The sequence below is a fragment of the Thiomonas arsenitoxydans genome, assembly GCF_000253115.1.
Classification (GTDB): Bacteria; Pseudomonadota; Gammaproteobacteria; order Burkholderiales; family Burkholderiaceae_C; genus Thiomonas; species Thiomonas arsenitoxydans.
On record NC_014145.1, the window covers coordinates 3,518,543 to 3,533,876 of the forward strand.

Genomic DNA, 15,334 nt, shown 5'->3' on the forward strand with positions numbered 1-15,334 from the left:
GTCAATGGTGGCCGTCGCTGAGCGCCTTGCGCACGGCCTGCACCAGCGCGGCATATTCCGGCGTGTCGCGCAGTTCCAGGGTGCGCTCGTCGGGCAGGGTGGACTCGATCACCTCGACGATGCGCCCGGGCCGAGGCGACATGACCACAATGCGGGTGGACAGGTACACCGCCTCGGCGATGGAGTGGGTGACGAACACCACGGTGCGGCGCTCGCGCTGCCACAGCGCCTGCAACTGGGCGTTGAGATCATCGCGGGTGATTTCGTCGAGCGCGCCGAAAGGCTCGTCCATCATCAGGATGCGCGGCTCGAAGGCCAGAGCGCGGGCGATGGACACGCGCTGCTGCATACCGCCGGACAACTGCCAGGGATACTTGTTCTCGAAGGCGGCCAAGCCCACGCGCGCCAGGTGCTCACGCGCCACGCCGACAGCCTGCTCCTTGCGCATGCCCTGGATGCGCAGCGGCAGCATCACGTTAGCCAGCACCGTGCGCCAAGCGAACAGCGCCGGTGCCTGGAACACATAGCCGTAGGCGCGCGATTGCCGCGCGTCCCGGGGGCTCAGGCCGTTGACCCACACCTCGCCAGCGCTGATGGACTCCAGATCGGCAATGACCCGCAGCAGCGTGGTCTTGCCGCAGCCCGACGGACCGATGAGCGAGACGAACTCGCCCTGGCCGATGCGCAGATCAATGTCCTTGAGCGCCTGCACCGGCGCGTCGGCCGCTGCATACACCACGCTGGCGCCGCGCACCTCGACGGCAGGTTTGATGGAGGCGGCGAGGCGCGATTTGGCGAACGGATCAATCAGGGCAGACATGCGGAGGCGGCGAGAAGAACAAATGGACCAAATGGTCAGAACAGTTGCAAGGAGTGTGCCCGTGCCGCATCACTGCACCACGCCCGCACGCTCGAGCATGGCGTGCAGCAGCACATTGGCCCCGGCGGTGATGTGCTCGGGCTTGGCGTCCTCGATCTCGTTGTGGCTGATACCGTCTTTGCAGGGGATGAAAATCATCCCGGCGGGGGCCAGGCGCGCGGCGTACACCGCGTCATGCCCGGCGCCGGAAACTGCAGGCATGTGCGAGTAGCCCAGTTGCGCGGCGGCACGCTGCACCGCGTTAATGCAGTCTGCGTGAAAGGCCTGTGCTGGATAGCTCGACACCAGGTCGATCTGGATGGACAGGCCGCTGTCATCGGCCAGCTTGCGGGCGTAGGCCTTGACCTCGTCGGCCATCTGGTTGACGGCGGCGTCGCTGCCGTTGCGCAGGTCGATGCTGAACTTCACTCGCCCCGGAATCACGTTGCGGCTGTTGGGATGAACCTGCACCATGCCCACGGTGCCGCGTCCGTGCGGCGCGTGGCGCAGGGCGCAGGCCACGACCTCCTGCATCAAGTGCGTGGCCACTTGCAACGCGTCCTTGCGCAGGGCCATCGGTGTCGGCCCGGCATGCGCCTCCATGCCAGTGACGGTGCAGTCGAACCAGCGGATGCCGAGCACGCCTTGCACTACGCCGATGGTCACCTCGGCATCTTCGAGCACCGGACCTTGTTCGATGTGAGTCTCGAAGTAGGCGCCCAGGGGATGATCGCCCGGCTCCTGCTCACCGATATAGCCAATGCGCTCCAGTTCGCCCCGCACCGTCTTGCCCTCGGTGTCGGTGGCGGCGTAGGCGTGCTCCAGGGTGAAGGCCTTGGCGAACACGCCAGAGCCCATCATCACCGGCACGAAGCGCGAACCTTCCTCGTTGGTCCAGAACGCCACCTCGATGGGCGCTTCGGTTTGAATGCCGTGGTCATTGAGCGTGCGCACCACCTCCAGCCCGGCGAGCACGCCGTAGTTGCCATCGAACTTGCCGCCTGTCGGCTGGGTGTCGATGTGGCTGCCGGTCATGATGGGCGGCAGCGCGTTGTTGCGGCCGGCGCGGCGCATGAAGCCGTTGCCGATCTTGTCGATGGTCACGCTCATGCCGGCCTCGCGCGCCCAGGCCAGCACCAGATCGCGGCCCTGTTTGTCGAGATCGGTCAGGGTGAGACGGCACACGCCGCCCTTGGGCGTGGCGCCAATCTGCGCCAGTTCCATGAGCGATTGCCACAGGCGCTCGCCATTGACGCGCAATACGGCGGCAGCGGTCTGCGACGGAAGATCAGTGCGGGTGTTCATCAGGTCATCCTCCAGAGAAAGCGGAGCATCAGCGTTGCACGGCCACCGGCGCGTGCTGCTTGCCCCAACGGGCCATGGCGTCGAACTGCGGGCTGAACGCCGGGCGTTGCACATAGCGGCCGGCGCCACGCTCGGCGCGCAGGTCGCCGTCGACATAGACCACCTTGCCTTGGCTGATGGTGGTGGTGGGCGCGCCGGTGACGGTGCGACCCTCGAACACATTGAAGTCGCCCAGCGACTTCTGCGTCTTGACGGACAGAGTGCGGGTCGCGGCGGGATCCCACAGCACCAGATCGGCGTCGGCCTCGGGGGTGATGCAGCCCTTGCGCGGGTAGATGTTGAACAGCTTGGCGGCATTGGCCGAGGCGATGGCGACAAACTCGCTGGGAGTCAGCCTCCCGCTGTTTACCCCGGCATCCCAGATCACCATCATGCGTTCTTCCACCCCGCCGCAGCCGTTGGGAATGCGGGTGAAGTCGTCTTTCCCCGCCGCCTTTTGCGCGGCGCAGAAAGTGCAATGGTCAGTAGCCGTGGCGTGCAGGTGCCCGGCCTGCAGGCCGCGCCACAGCGCCTCCTGATGCGATTTTTCGCGGTAGGGCGGGCTCATCACATGGCCTGCGGCGGTGGCGAAGTCGGGGTTGCGGTAGGCGCTGTCGTCGACCGTCAGATGTCCGGCGAGCACCTCGCCAAACACCCGTTGGCCGCGGGCGCGGGCGCGGGCGATGGCTTCTGCCGCCTCAGCGCACGACACATGCACGATATAGATCGGCACGCCCAGCACGTCGGCGATGGCGATGGCGCGTTGCGCCGCTTCGGCCTCCACCGCAGGCGGACGGCTCAGCGGGTGGCCTTCCGGCCCGGTGATGCCCAGCGCCTTCATCTCCTGCTGCAGCAGGAACACCAGTTCGCCGTTCTCGGCGTGCACCGTGGGCATGGCGCCGAGCTCCAGTGCGCGGCGGAAGCTGCGCACCAGGGTTTCGTCGTCGCACATGATGGCGTTCTTGTAAGCCATGAAATGCTTGAAGCTGTTGATGCCTTCCTCGCGCACCAGCGTGCCCATGTCGCGGTGCACGCTGTCGTCCCACCAGGTCACGGCGACGTGAAAGCTGTAGTCGCTGGCGGCTTTTTCGGCCCAGCCGCGCCACTTGCGGTAGGCGTCCATCAGCGGCTCTTTGGGGTCGGGGATGACGAAGTCGATGATGGTCGTCGTGCCCCCGGCCAGCCCCGCTGCGGTGCCGCTGTAGAAGTCGTCCATGGTGACCGTGCCCATGAAGGGAAGCTGCATATGGGTGTGCGGATCGATGCCGCCGGGCATGAGGTACTGGCCGCCGCCATCGATGACCGTGGCGCCGGCCGACACGCCCAGATCGGCGCCCACTGCGACGATGCGGCCGTCGTGGCAGAGCACGTCGGCACGTTCGGCGCGGTCGGCGTTGACCACGGTCGCGCCACGGATGAGCAGGGATGAGGGCATGGGGTATCTCCTTGAAACGGCGGGGCTGTAGATCGGGCGGCTGCGTTCAGGCTGCACTCAGGCAGGCGCAGGCGGCGTTGTTGGGATGCTCGGTCCAGTTCAGCGGCTGGGCGCTGACCGCCTGGCCGGTGCGCAGGTCCACCTCGCCCACCGCTAGGTCGCGCAGGGTGATGCAGTCGGGCACCGGGCAGACGTTGACGCAGAGGTTGCAACCCACGCAGTCCTCCTCTTTCACCACGAAGCGGCGCTGGCCGTCCACCGTGGCGGTGATGGCCTGATGCGAAGTGTCTTCGCAGGCGATGTGGCAGCGTCCGCACTGGATACACAGCGCCTGGTCGATCACCGCCTTGGATATGTGATTGAGGTTGAGGTATTTCCAGTCGGTCACGCTCGGCAGCGCCTTACCGGTGAGCTGCGCCACGCTGGAAAAGCCCATCTCGTCCATATAGTTGGACAGACCGTCCGTCATCTCCTGCACGATCTTGAAGCCATACACCATGGCGGCGGTGCAGACCTGCACACTACCCGCACCCAGGGCGATGAAGTCCAGCGCGTCGCGCCAGTTGCCGATGCCGCCGATGCCGGAAATGGGCAGCCCGGCGGTCTTGGGGTCGCGCGCAATGTCGGCCACCATGTTCAGCGCGATGGGCTTGACCGCAGGCCCGCAATATCCGCCGTGCGAGCCCCGACCGCCGGTCGACGGCGTCATGGTGAGCGTGGCCGGATCGACGCCGATGATGGAGTTGATGGTATTGATCAGCGAAACCGCGTCGGCCCCGCCCGCCCGGGCCGCGCGCGCCGGTTGGCGCACGTCGGTGATGTTGGGCGTGAGCTTGACGATGACTGGCAGACGGCTGTAGCGCTTGCACCAGGCGGTGACCATCTCGATGTATTCGGGCACCTGCCCCACCGCGGCGCCCATGCCGCGCTCGCTCATGCCGTGCGGACAGCCGAAGTTGAGTTCGATGCCATCGCAGCCGGTGTCTTCCACCCGGGGCAGGATGGCTTTCCACGCTGCCTCCTCGCACGGCACCATGAGCGACACCACCATGGCGCGGTCGGGCCAGTCGCGCTTGACCTGGGTGATTTCGCTCAGGTTCAGCTCCAGATCGCGGTCCGTGATGAGTTCGATATTGTTGAAACCCAGCAGCCTGCGGTCGGGCGTGAGCAAGGCGCCGTAGCGCGGGCCATTGACGTTGACCACGGGCGGACCAGCTTCACCGAGCGTCTTCCACACCACCCCGCCCCAGCCGGCCTCGAAGGCGCGGTTGACATTGACGGCCTTGTCGGTGGGCGGCGCGGACGCCAGCCAGAACGGATTGGGGCTGCGGATGCCCGCAAAGTCGATGCGCAGATCAGCCATGGGAAAGTCCTCGATGTTGGACGGCGGCAGCTCCCGCAGCGCTCAGTTGCGCGTGAATGGAGTGCGCCGCGCGCTTGCCGTGTTCCACTGCCTCGACGGTAAGTTCCAGACCGCCAATGCAGTCTCCCCCCGCCCATACGCCGGGCAACGCCGTGCGGCCCTGCTCATCGGCAACGATGCGGCCCTGCGCCAGTTCCAGCCCGGCGTCGCGCAGCCAGGGGTTGCCCAGCGTCTGGCCGATGGCCTTGAGCACCATATCGGCCTGCAGCATCTCGGTCTCACCCGTGGATGCCAGACGACCCTCGCGCAGCGTCTGGCGCGCGAGGCGCACCGCCTGCACCTTGCCCTGCGCGCCCAGAACTTCTTCCGGCGCCAGCCAGTGGCGGATGGTCACACCATGCGTCTGCGCCCAATCCTGCTCCTCCTTCGACGCGGACATGCTGGACGCGCCCCGGCGGTAGACAATGGTCACCTGCTCCGCCCCGAGCAGGCTGGCCTGCACGGCGGCGTCAACCGCCGTCATGCCGCCGCCGATGACCACCACGCGGCGGCCGATCGGGATCTGCTCCAGATGCCTGGCCTGCCGCAGCGCGGCGATGAAGTCCACCGCGTCGTCCACGCCATACAGCGTCTCGCCAGGAATGCCGAGCGTGTGCGTGTCGGCCAGGCCGATGGCGAGGAATACGGCGTCGAACTCCGCGCGCAAGGCCTGAAGTTGCAGCGCCGATTCAAGGCGCCAGCCGTTGTGCAGCGTGATGCCGCCAATGCTCAGCAGCCAGGCCACCTCTTTCTGTGCGAAATCGCCTGTGGTCTTGTAGGCCGCCAGACCATATTCATTCAGGCCGCCGGGTTTGGCGCGCGCATCGAACATCTCCACGTCATAGCCCTGGCGCGCCAGCGTGTGGGCGCAGGCCAGGCCAGCAGGCCCGGCGCCAATCACGGCAACGCGCCGACCCACAGGTGCCGCGCGTTGGAACACCTGCGGCCGCGGACTGCGCATCAAGGCATCGACCGCGTGGCGCTGCAGTCGGCCAATGGCCACGGGCACGCCCTGCTGGGTATTGCGCACGCAGACCTTTTCACAGAGGTCTTCGGTCGGACAGACTCGCGCGCACATGCCGCCCAGCGGGTTGGCGTCGAGTATGGCTTGCGCCGCGCCACGCAAATTGGCATCCGCAATGCGGCGGATGAAGGAGGGGATGTCGATCTGCGTCGGGCAGGCGCGGGCGCAGGGCGCATCAAAGCAATACAGGCAGCGCTCGGCTTCGAGCAGCGCCTGCGTCGCGGTCAGCGGCGGAACGGCATCGGCAAAGCGCGCGGCAAGTTCGGCGGCTTGCTCGGCGGGCAAAAGAAGAGAGGACACGCTGACGACTCCGGCTGGCTTCAAGTTCAAACCTGATCAAACGGTCAGGATATTGAGCTTGATGCAATCTGCGTGCCAATGCGTACGCAATGTCCAGCCCTCGGCGGAACTCTGCCGGGTTGATCGCAGCAAGCCAGCACCTCACATCCATACGCTCGATTGCGGTGCGTGCATGCTGCCTGCCGGTGCAGGCGCACCAGCACATGACGCCCCATCAGGGCCAAGATGAGTCAGCTACTTGGCTCAAGTCGCCGGATGACCGGTTTGCGCTAATTCATGAACGACCTCGACGGCGTTGAACCCGGGTTGCCGTTCTGGAGACGCCGTGAAAGTTTCCAATGCGTATCGTGATTCGCACCTGCGGCACCTTTTGGCAAAGCAGCCATCAGCAGCAACCCAGAAAGGCCCTGCTCTCGTAGAACGGCCCTAAGTCTTCTGCCATCATCATGACAACTTCGCGCCAGCGTCCGCATTCGGCATGACTTCCAAGGCGCGAGCGCGCCTGCGCAAGAAGTTCGGCATAAAGAGCCGGCTCGTCGAGACTGAGAACCTTGCCCCGATGGACGATGGTCCGCCCATCAATGATGACCTGCTCGATGTGGCGCCCCTTGGCGCGTGCCAGCACGTAGTCCAGTGGGTCGATGTCGGAAAACAGGGCATCATCGTCCAGATCGGCGTGATCCAGAATCAACAAATCCGCAGGGGCGCCTGGCGCGATGCGCCCCGCCAGGGATTCGCGCCCCGCATCGGGGCCGCGCACCACGCGGTCGCCATTCGCCGCAGCAAATGCCCAGAGCTGGGCCCGCGTCATGGTGACGTCATAACCCCAGCCGCGATGCAGCGCGTAGGCCAGGCGCATTTCGCGCAAGGCATCGTCGTCCTCATCCAGCGCCATGCCATCCAGCCCCATCGCCACGCGGCAACCGGCACGCAACATCTCCGCGACTGGCGCCACGCCCGATTTCAAGCCGAGGTTGGAACTGGTGTTGACTGCTATGGTGACGCCCCGCTCGGCAAGAAGCGCCAATTCCTGCGGCCGCGCCCAGGTGCAATGCGCCAGCGTCAGGCGCGGGCTCAACAGACCGATAGCATCGAGATAGGTCAAGATGCCCTGTGGATAGGTGTGGTCGGCCCATTCGCGCTGGTAGCGGGTTTCGAGCAAATGCATGTGCACGGGACGCCCGGTGTCGCTCGACGCCTGCGCGATGGACTGGAGCAACGCATCGCTGCACCACTGCACCCCGGTGGGGCCATACTGCACCGTGACATGCGAACCGTAGCCGCCTTGCGCCACCATGTCCGCGACCGCGTCGACCAGCGCGAGCTGACCCGCAGGGTCTGGACTTGCATGCATGCCCAGGCGTTGCGCCACCAGGGACCGAATCTCAGGCCGCAGCGCGTTCAACGCGGCGTCATCACTGCTGTAGGCGATGCCCTGGCGGTCGCGCAAGACAATGGCGAAGCCGATGTGGATCCCAACGTCGCGCGCGGCGCGCGCAACAGCCTGCGCCTCGTCCACGTAGGACGAGAGCCCCTGAACACACGTGTAGTGCACCATCAACCGAGCCACCCCATGCCGCACCGCGCGTGCGAAACAGGTGGCTGCGGACAGATAGGGGTCGACTCCTGGCACCAAACCGAGAAACGGCAACCAGCTCTCCAATGGTTGCTCGAACGCGCCGAGTGACGCGCTACGGAAGGTGCGCGCAGGTCGTGTGCATTACTCAGCGCGGGCAGTACAAGCTTGCTGCAAGCCACGTCCTCTTGCTGTTGCGGCACGATGTCCTGAATCTTGCCCTGTGCGATGTGAATGCGCATGTGCGACTGTGCGTCCTCGCTTCCGGGCGAGGCTAGCAGCCAGCGACAATCCACCAGTGAGGCCAATTGATGCAACGGTTCGTCGGCCATGCGCGTCATCTCGCCGTCACGATACGCCGCGCAACACCGCATCAAGCTTGCAGGTCCAGCCGACGATGCCACCCTGCGCGGCGATCATCTCCAGCGTGGCCTGCTTGAAATACGGGAAATAGCTGGCCGTGGCCTCTTCGACCAGGAGGCAGTCATAGCCCCGGTCGTTCGCCTCGCGCATGCTGGTCTGCACACAGACCTCGGTGGTCACGCCACCGAAGATCAGGTGGGTGATCGCACGGCGCTGCAGGATCTCCTGCAGTCCGGTGTCGTAGAACGCGCCCTTCCCGGGTTTGTCGAGCTCCACCTCGCCTGCGATAGGTTGCAGCGCATCGATGATGGCGTTACCCGGTTCACCGCGAACCAGAACGCGCCCCATCGGCCCCATGTCGCCGATTCGCAGGCTGGGCTCGCCCCGGCAGCGCTTCGCGGGCGGGCAGTCGGACAGGTCGGGCGCATGCGACTCACGCGTGTGCACCACCAGCAAACCATACGTGCGCGCCCAAGCCAGCAGCCTGGCGGCGGGCTCCACCGCCTGCGCAAGTTGCCCGACGTCGTTGCCAAGGGTTTCGCCGAAGCCGCCGGGCTCGATGAAATCGCGCTGCATATCGATGAGCACCAGCGCCGTGTTGCGCAGATCGCAAGCGAACGGGCCGGGACGTGCCCGCACGCGCAGGGTCATCAGGGTCGTCTCGGACGCACTCATACCTTCTCCCAGACTTGCAGCAAGGTGGCGGCATCGCTGACGGCGCCGAACACGCCACCCTGCATGGTGACCATCTTGATCGCTGCTGCGTGATTTCCGGCGTCGGTTGCGCCGCAGCAGTCGGTGAGCAGCAGACATTCGAAGCCGCGGTCGTTTGCCTCGCGCATGGTGGTGTGCACACACACGTCGGTGGTAATGCCGGTGAGCACCAGATTGCGGATGCCCCGCGTGTGCAGAATCAATTCCAGATCAGTGGCGCAGAAACTACCCTTGCCCGGCTTGTCGATGACAATCTCGCCCGGCAGCGGCGCCAGTTCGGGAATGATCTCCCAGCCAGGCTCTCCACGCACCAGAATCTTGCCGCAGGGCCCGGGGTCGCCGATGCCCGCACCGATGCGCTGGCTGCGCCAGCGTTTGTTGGCGGGAAGATCCGACAGGTCTGGACGATGTCCTTCGCGTGTGTGAATGATGGTGCAACCCACGGCGCGCATCGCCGTGAGAACCTTGCGGATGGGCTCGATGGGCGCACGGGTCAGGGAGAGGTCGTAGCCCATGGCGTCGACATAGCCGCCGACGCCACAGAAATCGGTTTGCATGTCGATGACCACCAGAGCCGTATTGCCGGGACGCAGGTCACCGTCGAAGGGCCAGGGATAGGGATGCGACGCGATTGACGGCATCAGACCTCCGGCTCGAAAGGGTTGGGCTCGGGGCCGCGATAGCTTCGGCTTGGTGCGGCGAAACCACAGGGCGTGCCGTCGCGCACTTGGACTGTGCCATCCCACGGCAGTTTGTAGCGCCCCGCGACCATGTCGTGCATGAAGGTGTAGGGGCAGTCCTGTGCCCCGCCCTGCACCGCAACGTAGCCGCGGTGATAGAGCTGGTAGGGATTGTTCTCCACGCCCCAGACCGCGCGCGCCTCGCGCACCAGATCCGGCCGTAGTTCGGCAGTGATGATCTCGTCGGGACGATTGCCGCCGACGGTGATCACCGTCCCGTCGAAGTTGCAGAACATGCCCTCACCCATCGAATCGAAGTTGCCGTCACTGCCACAAAGACAGACGCTGGCGGTAATGGCGAGGTTCTGGAACGCATTAGCCTGGTTGGTAATCGTCCAGGCGTGGCGAATAGGCGCGGTGTAGCCGGCTGTGCGCAGAATGATTTCCGCTCCCTTGTAGGCTGCCTCGCGCGCCATTTCGGGAAACATGCCGTCGTGGCAGATGATCAGTCCGAGTTTGCAGCCCTTGGGACCGTCGCACACCGGGATGCCCACATTGCCGGGCTCCCAGGCTTCCACGGGAACCCAGGGGTGCAGCTTGCGGTAGTACAGCCTGATCTCCCCCTGATCATCGATGATCAGACCCGTGTTGTACGGATTGCCGTGCGGGTTGAACTCCATGATGGAGAAGCAGCCCCAGATCCGATGCGCCACACAAGAAGCCTTGAACGCAGTCACTTCCGGCCCATCCAGCGACACCATCAACTCGGGCGCCGTGCTCATCGACAAGCCGTGCAGGGCGTACTCCGGGAACACGACGAGATCCATCGTGCCCAAGTTGCGCCGCGCCTTGCCGACCAGGGCACAGATGCGCTCAGCCTGCGCGGCGAGTTGCACGGGCGTCTCCACCACAGGCAGTTGCAATTGCACCAGGCCGACGACTACCCCATGCGGAGACTTGTTCAGACCGCCGAGTCCACTCACGTTCAATACTCCCTGCTTGGAGGATGCTGTTCAGACTATGCCGGGCGTGCAGGCAATCACTTGGTATTGCCAATCACGCCCTTGACAAAGAAGTCCATCGACGCGATTTTGTCCGGGCTCAGGCTCTGCCCTTTGGCGGCCAGTACCGTGCCATCCTGCGCCTCGATCGGGCCGGCCCACACATGCAGCTTGCCGTCCTCGATTTCCTTCTTCTTCGCTTCGATCAACGTGCGCGTGGCCGCTTCGACAGACGGCCCAAACGGCGCCAACTGGGTGGTTCCGGACTTCAGATTGCCGTGAATGGCCTCGGACTTCCAGGTACCGGCCTCGACCTGCTTGACCACGTCCGCCATGACCGGTCCCCAGTTCTCGACTACCCCGGTCAGCCAGCCCTGCGGATCGAACTTCATATCGTTGAAGTGGTAACCCACCACCTTGATGCCGCGCTTCTTCGCCGCCTCGATCACCGGAATCGGCGAGTCGACGTGCGACGCAACAACATCCACGCCTTGGTCGACCAGGGCATTCACCGAAGCCACGTCTTTGGCCGGATCGTTCCACGAGCCCGTGTAAACAACGGTCACTGTCGCTTTGGGATTGACCGACTGCGCACCCAAAGCCAAGGCATTGATGTTCTGCAGCACTGGCGGAATCGGGTGCGCCGCTACAAAGCCGATCTTGCCGGTCTTGGTCGCCTTGCCCGCCGCGATGCCAGCCAGATACATGGCCTCGTAGGTTTCAGCGGAATAGGTGCCCAGGTTCGCGGCGCGCTTGTCGCCGTAGCAATGCATGAAAGTTACCTTGGGGTATTTCTTCGCCAATTCGAGTGCATACGACAGATAGCCATAACTCGTAGCGAAGATGATCTTGTCGCCGGCGCCGATCATGCGCTCCATCGCCTGGGTTACCTGCGCATTCTCGGGCACGTTTTCTAGGAAGTTGGTCTTCACGCCCGGCACATCTTTTTGCACATACAGCCGACCGGCGTTCTGCGCTTCGTTATAGCCGCCGTCGGTTTTGGCGCCGACGTAGACATAGCCCACGGCGATGTCGGCCAGGGCTGGTTGGGCTGAGAGGGTGGTGGCCAGACCGAGGGCTGCAGCTAGGGCGAGAAGACGAGATTTCATGTTGTTCTCCAGTGCAAAGGGGACAAGAAAGTAGATGGAAGGACCAGTCAAGCCATGCCACGAAACACGCCGACGAGTTCTTGTGGCATGGACGTTCCGCGCTGGCTGGCCCGGTAGCTCAGCAGCAGAACAACGAGCGGCACCAGGTACGGCAAGGTGCCAAGCAGGTACGGTGAGATGTCGGCCCCCATGGACTGCAGCCGTAGCGCCAGCGCTTCCGACAGGCCGTAGATCAGCGCCACCGGCAGCGCCAGCCAGGGGTTCCAGCGTGCAACGATGACCAGACCGACAGCTAGGAGGCCGCGACCCGCCGTCATCTGCTCGACCCAGGTGCGGGTGTAGTCCACCGACAGCGCCGCTCCCGCGAGTCCGGTGAACAAGCCGCCGGTAAGAATGCCCGCAATGCGCAGCGCGACGGGCTTCTTGCCCAACATACGCAATGCGTCGGCCGACTCGCCAGTGGCGCGCCACACCAGGCCCCATTGCGTGCGGTAGAGAAACAGGCCGCAGAGCAGCACCAGAATCAGCGCCAGATACACGGTGGGCGTGAGCTGGCCGAGAAAGCTGCCAACGATGGGCAAGTGCCCCAGCCAGCCGTGCGCGAGGCTGTGAAAACCGGAAATCTGCTGTCCCACCAGTGGTGCGCCGTAGAACGCTGACAGGCCGTTGCCGAGAAAGAAAATGGCCAGCCCGCTTGCTATCTGGTTGACCCCCAATCCAAGGCAAAGCAGCGCGTGAACCGACGACAAGGCCATGCCTGCCAGCGCCCCCACCAGCATCCCCAACCAGGGGCTGCCACTGGCGTAGGTGACTGCAAAGCCTGCGGCGGCACCCACCAGCATCTGTCCCTCGACGCCTAGGTTGACGATACCGGTGCGCTGCGTCAGCATTTCGCCCAGCATCGCCAGCAACACCGGCGTGGCCATGAGCAAAGCGATGGACAAGAGCCCAAACCAGGCGGCAATGTTCATGCGACGCTCCTGTGTTTGGCGCGCCAGGCCCCCACGCCGAGCACGCTGATGAACAGCAACGCCTGCATCACCAAGGTGTTGGAAAACGGCAGTTGGGCGAAAAGCTGCAAGGCATCGCCCGAGGACAGCAACCCGCCCATGATCAACGCCAACGGAATGATGCGCAGAAAGTTTTGCCCCGCCAGCCAGGCGACCAGAAAGCCGATATAGCCGTAGCCAGACGAGATGTCGGGCTGCAGGTGAGTCTGCACATTGGCCGCCTGCACCCAGCCCGCAAGGCCGGCAAGACTGCCCGCCAGCGCCATGACGGCAATCGCATGGCGGGTGTAGGAGAGCCCGGCCATGCGCGCCACGCGCGGGTTGCTTCGAAGCAGCGACAAGCCCGTGCCCCAGCGGCTCTTTTCCACCAGCACATGCAGCACGATGGCGAGCAGCACAGCCAGCACCAGCGCCCAGTTACTGGACAGGGCGCCGAGATGCAAGGACGGAAACTTGGCAGCGTCAGGAAAGGCGATGGTGGCCGGCCAGCCGAGATTGGCCGCATCTTTCCACGGCCCATACACCGCGTATTCCACAATCTTGATGGCGATGTAGTTCATCAGGATGGTGACGATGGTTTCGTTCACGCCCAGCGCCGCACGCAGCACGCCGGGAATGGCGCCCCAAAGGGCGCCGCCCAGCAGCGCCAGCAGCAGTGCTGCGGGAAACAGTTCCCAGAAGGGTGCAGCCGTTATGGCCAGCACTACCGCGGTGCCGGTGAGCGCGCCGAAATACAACTGCCCTTCGGCCCCCACGGACACCAGGCCCATGCGCGCGGGCAAGGCCGTGGCCATGGCGCAAAACAGAATGGGGATGGTCTTGCTCAGCGTGGTGTTGGTGGAGAAGGCATTGCCGAACGCGCCCTGCACCATCTGACTGAAAATCTGCAACGGCGCATAGCCGTTGAGCTGGAAGAACACCGCCGCCAGCAACAGAAACACGAGTGTTCCAGCCACCGGCACAAACGCCCGATCGACCCACGGCAGTGCCAGAAACGATTTCATGCAGCCTCCCCATGCGTCATCAAATGGCCAAGGCGCACGCGGTCGGCCTCCCCCGCGGTCAGCACCCCGGCAATGCGCCCGTGATACAGCACAGCAATTCGGTGGGCATAGCGCAGCAGGTCATCCAGGTCTTCGGATATCCACAGGATCGCGGCGCCAGCAGCAGCTTGTCGGAACAGCTCGTCATACACCGCCTGCGTCGCATGCAGGTCCAACCCCATGGTGGGATAGCACGCGACGATGAACTGGCGCGGCTCCGACAACTCGCGTGCGATCACCAGCTTCTGCAGATTGCCGCCCGACAGGCGACCCGACGCCAGGCCGCTCTGGCGTGGGCGCACGTCATAGCGCTCCATCAGCGCATCAGCGCGTGCATCCAGCTTGGCCCAGCGCGGAAACAGCGGCAAGCGCAGCAGGCCACGCAGCGCGAGATTCAGGCTGTTGCGCATCTCTGCTGCCACGGCGTTTTTCAGCGGATATTCCGGGATATAGCCCTGGCGCGCATCGTGCGGCTGGCGAGTGTCGCGGCTGTGAAGCACTTCGCCGTCGAGCAGCACGTCGCCCTCTTGCAAGTTCACCATGCCGGTGGCTGCGTCTGCCAACAGATCCTGCCCATTGCCCGACACCCCAGCAACCCCCAGCACTTCGCCCGGGGCGATGTCGAGGTCAATGCCCTCCAGCGACAACGATTCCGTGCTGCAGCGCAAGTTGCGCAGGCTGATGCGCGCCACCGCACTGGCTGGCGGCGCGGTCTGCGCCACCGGCTTCAAGCTGGCATCACCCACCATCAGCGTCACCAGTTTGGCGGCGTCCATACCGCGCGCATCGGCCTGCGCCACCAGTTTGCCCGCGCGCATGACCGCCACACGATGCGCACAGGCGCGCACGTCCTCCAATTTGTGGGTGATGAACACCACGCTGCGCCCGGTATCGGCCAGCTTGCGCACCACAGCGTGCAGACGCTGCACCTCTTCAGGGGCCAGGACCGATGTGGGTTCGTCGAGGATGATCAGACGGGCGTCAAGATTGAGCACCTTGACCAGTTCCACCTGCTGCCTCTGCCCCACCGACAACTCCGAAACCAATCGCTGCGGCGCCACCCCCGGAGCAAACTCGGCCAGCAGTCGCAAGACCTTGGCGGTATTGCCGCGGCCATGCCACAACGGTGCATCGGGATAGGCCAGCAGCAGGTTATCCAGTACCGTAAGCGCGGGAATGACGCTGAACTGCTGGAACACCATGCCGATGCCCAGGGCCATGGCGTCGCGTGGTGAAGCAATGTCCACCTCTCGTCCGCCCAGCAGCACCTGCCCGCTGTCAGCGCGGTAGTAGCCATAAAGCACCTTCATCAGTGTGCTCTTGCCCGCGCCGTTCTCGCCGAGCAGCGCCAGCACTTCACCTTCGCCAATCTCAAGCGACACGGCATCATTGGCCTGCACCGGGCCAAAGCGCTTGCTGATGTCGATGAGCTCGACTTTCATTGCACGCGCCCGAACTCAACTGGCCGGCACGT

At 64.7% G+C, this 15,334-nt stretch carries 13 protein-coding genes; all 13 read right to left on the reverse strand.

Features of this window, described 5'->3' with window-relative positions; all coding sequences use genetic code 11:
* Position 1: 1 nt before the first annotated feature.
* On the reverse strand, positions 2–820 hold the full coding sequence (locus THI_RS16695; RefSeq protein ID WP_013107446.1) for an ABC transporter ATP-binding protein: 819 nt from the start codon (positions 818–820) through the stop codon (positions 2–4).
* A gap of 69 nt (positions 821–889) precedes the next feature.
* Positions 890–2,164, reverse strand: a complete 1,275-nt coding sequence (locus THI_RS16700) for a Zn-dependent hydrolase (protein ID WP_013107447.1) — start codon at positions 2,162–2,164, stop codon at positions 890–892.
* Between the two features lie 28 nt (positions 2,165–2,192).
* Positions 2,193–3,638 (reverse strand): dihydropyrimidinase, encoded by a 1,446-nt coding sequence (hydA, locus tag THI_RS16705; RefSeq protein WP_013107448.1) that lies wholly within the window; start codon positions 3,636–3,638, stop codon positions 2,193–2,195.
* A 46-nt stretch (positions 3,639–3,684) separates the two neighbouring features.
* Positions 3,685–5,001 carry an NAD-dependent dihydropyrimidine dehydrogenase subunit PreA gene (preA, locus tag THI_RS16710; RefSeq protein ID WP_013107449.1) on the reverse strand — a complete coding sequence of 439 codons (1,317 nt, stop codon included), beginning with the start codon at positions 4,999–5,001 and terminating at the stop codon, positions 3,685–3,687.
* Entirely contained in the window at positions 4,994–6,364 is a 1,371-nt protein-coding gene (locus tag THI_RS16715; RefSeq protein ID WP_013107450.1) for an NAD(P)-dependent oxidoreductase, read from the reverse strand. Before THI_RS16715 ends, preA begins: the two co-directional genes overlap by 8 nt.
* A 385-nt stretch (positions 6,365–6,749) precedes the next feature.
* Entirely contained in the window at positions 6,750–8,015 is a 1,266-nt protein-coding gene (locus THI_RS16720; protein WP_197535430.1) for an amidohydrolase family protein, read from the reverse strand.
* A gap of 273 nt (positions 8,016–8,288) precedes the next feature.
* Complete coding sequence (locus THI_RS16725) at positions 8,289–8,978, reverse strand: cysteine hydrolase family protein (protein WP_013107454.1); 690 nt, start codon at positions 8,976–8,978, stop codon at positions 8,289–8,291.
* Positions 8,975–9,658, reverse strand: coding sequence for a biuret amidohydrolase (gene biuH / locus THI_RS16730; RefSeq protein WP_013107455.1), 684 nt, complete (start codon positions 9,656–9,658; stop codon positions 8,975–8,977). Before biuH ends, THI_RS16725 begins: the two co-directional genes overlap by 4 nt.
* Complete coding sequence (locus THI_RS16735; protein ID WP_041609376.1) at positions 9,658–10,680, reverse strand: formamidase; 1,023 nt, start codon at positions 10,678–10,680, stop codon at positions 9,658–9,660. The genes biuH and THI_RS16735 overlap by 1 nt, the downstream gene beginning before the upstream one ends.
* A gap of 56 nt (positions 10,681–10,736) precedes the next feature.
* On the reverse strand, positions 10,737–11,807 hold the full coding sequence (locus THI_RS16740) for a BMP family ABC transporter substrate-binding protein (protein WP_013107457.1): 1,071 nt from the start codon (positions 11,805–11,807) through the stop codon (positions 10,737–10,739).
* A 47-nt stretch (positions 11,808–11,854) separates the two neighbouring features.
* On the reverse strand, positions 11,855–12,778 hold the full coding sequence (locus THI_RS16745; RefSeq protein ID WP_013107458.1) for an ABC transporter permease: 924 nt from the start codon (positions 12,776–12,778) through the stop codon (positions 11,855–11,857).
* A complete protein-coding gene (locus THI_RS16750) occupies positions 12,775–13,821 on the reverse strand; it encodes an ABC transporter permease (protein WP_013107459.1) in 1,047 nt (348 codons plus the stop codon). The genes THI_RS16745 and THI_RS16750 overlap by 4 nt, the downstream gene beginning before the upstream one ends.
* The gene (locus THI_RS16755) at positions 13,818–15,302 is read right to left on the reverse strand and encodes an ABC transporter ATP-binding protein (protein ID WP_013107460.1); all 1,485 of its coding nucleotides are present in this window, start codon (positions 15,300–15,302) and stop codon (positions 13,818–13,820) included. The genes THI_RS16750 and THI_RS16755 overlap by 4 nt, the downstream gene beginning before the upstream one ends.
* Positions 15,303–15,334 lie beyond the last annotated feature (32 nt).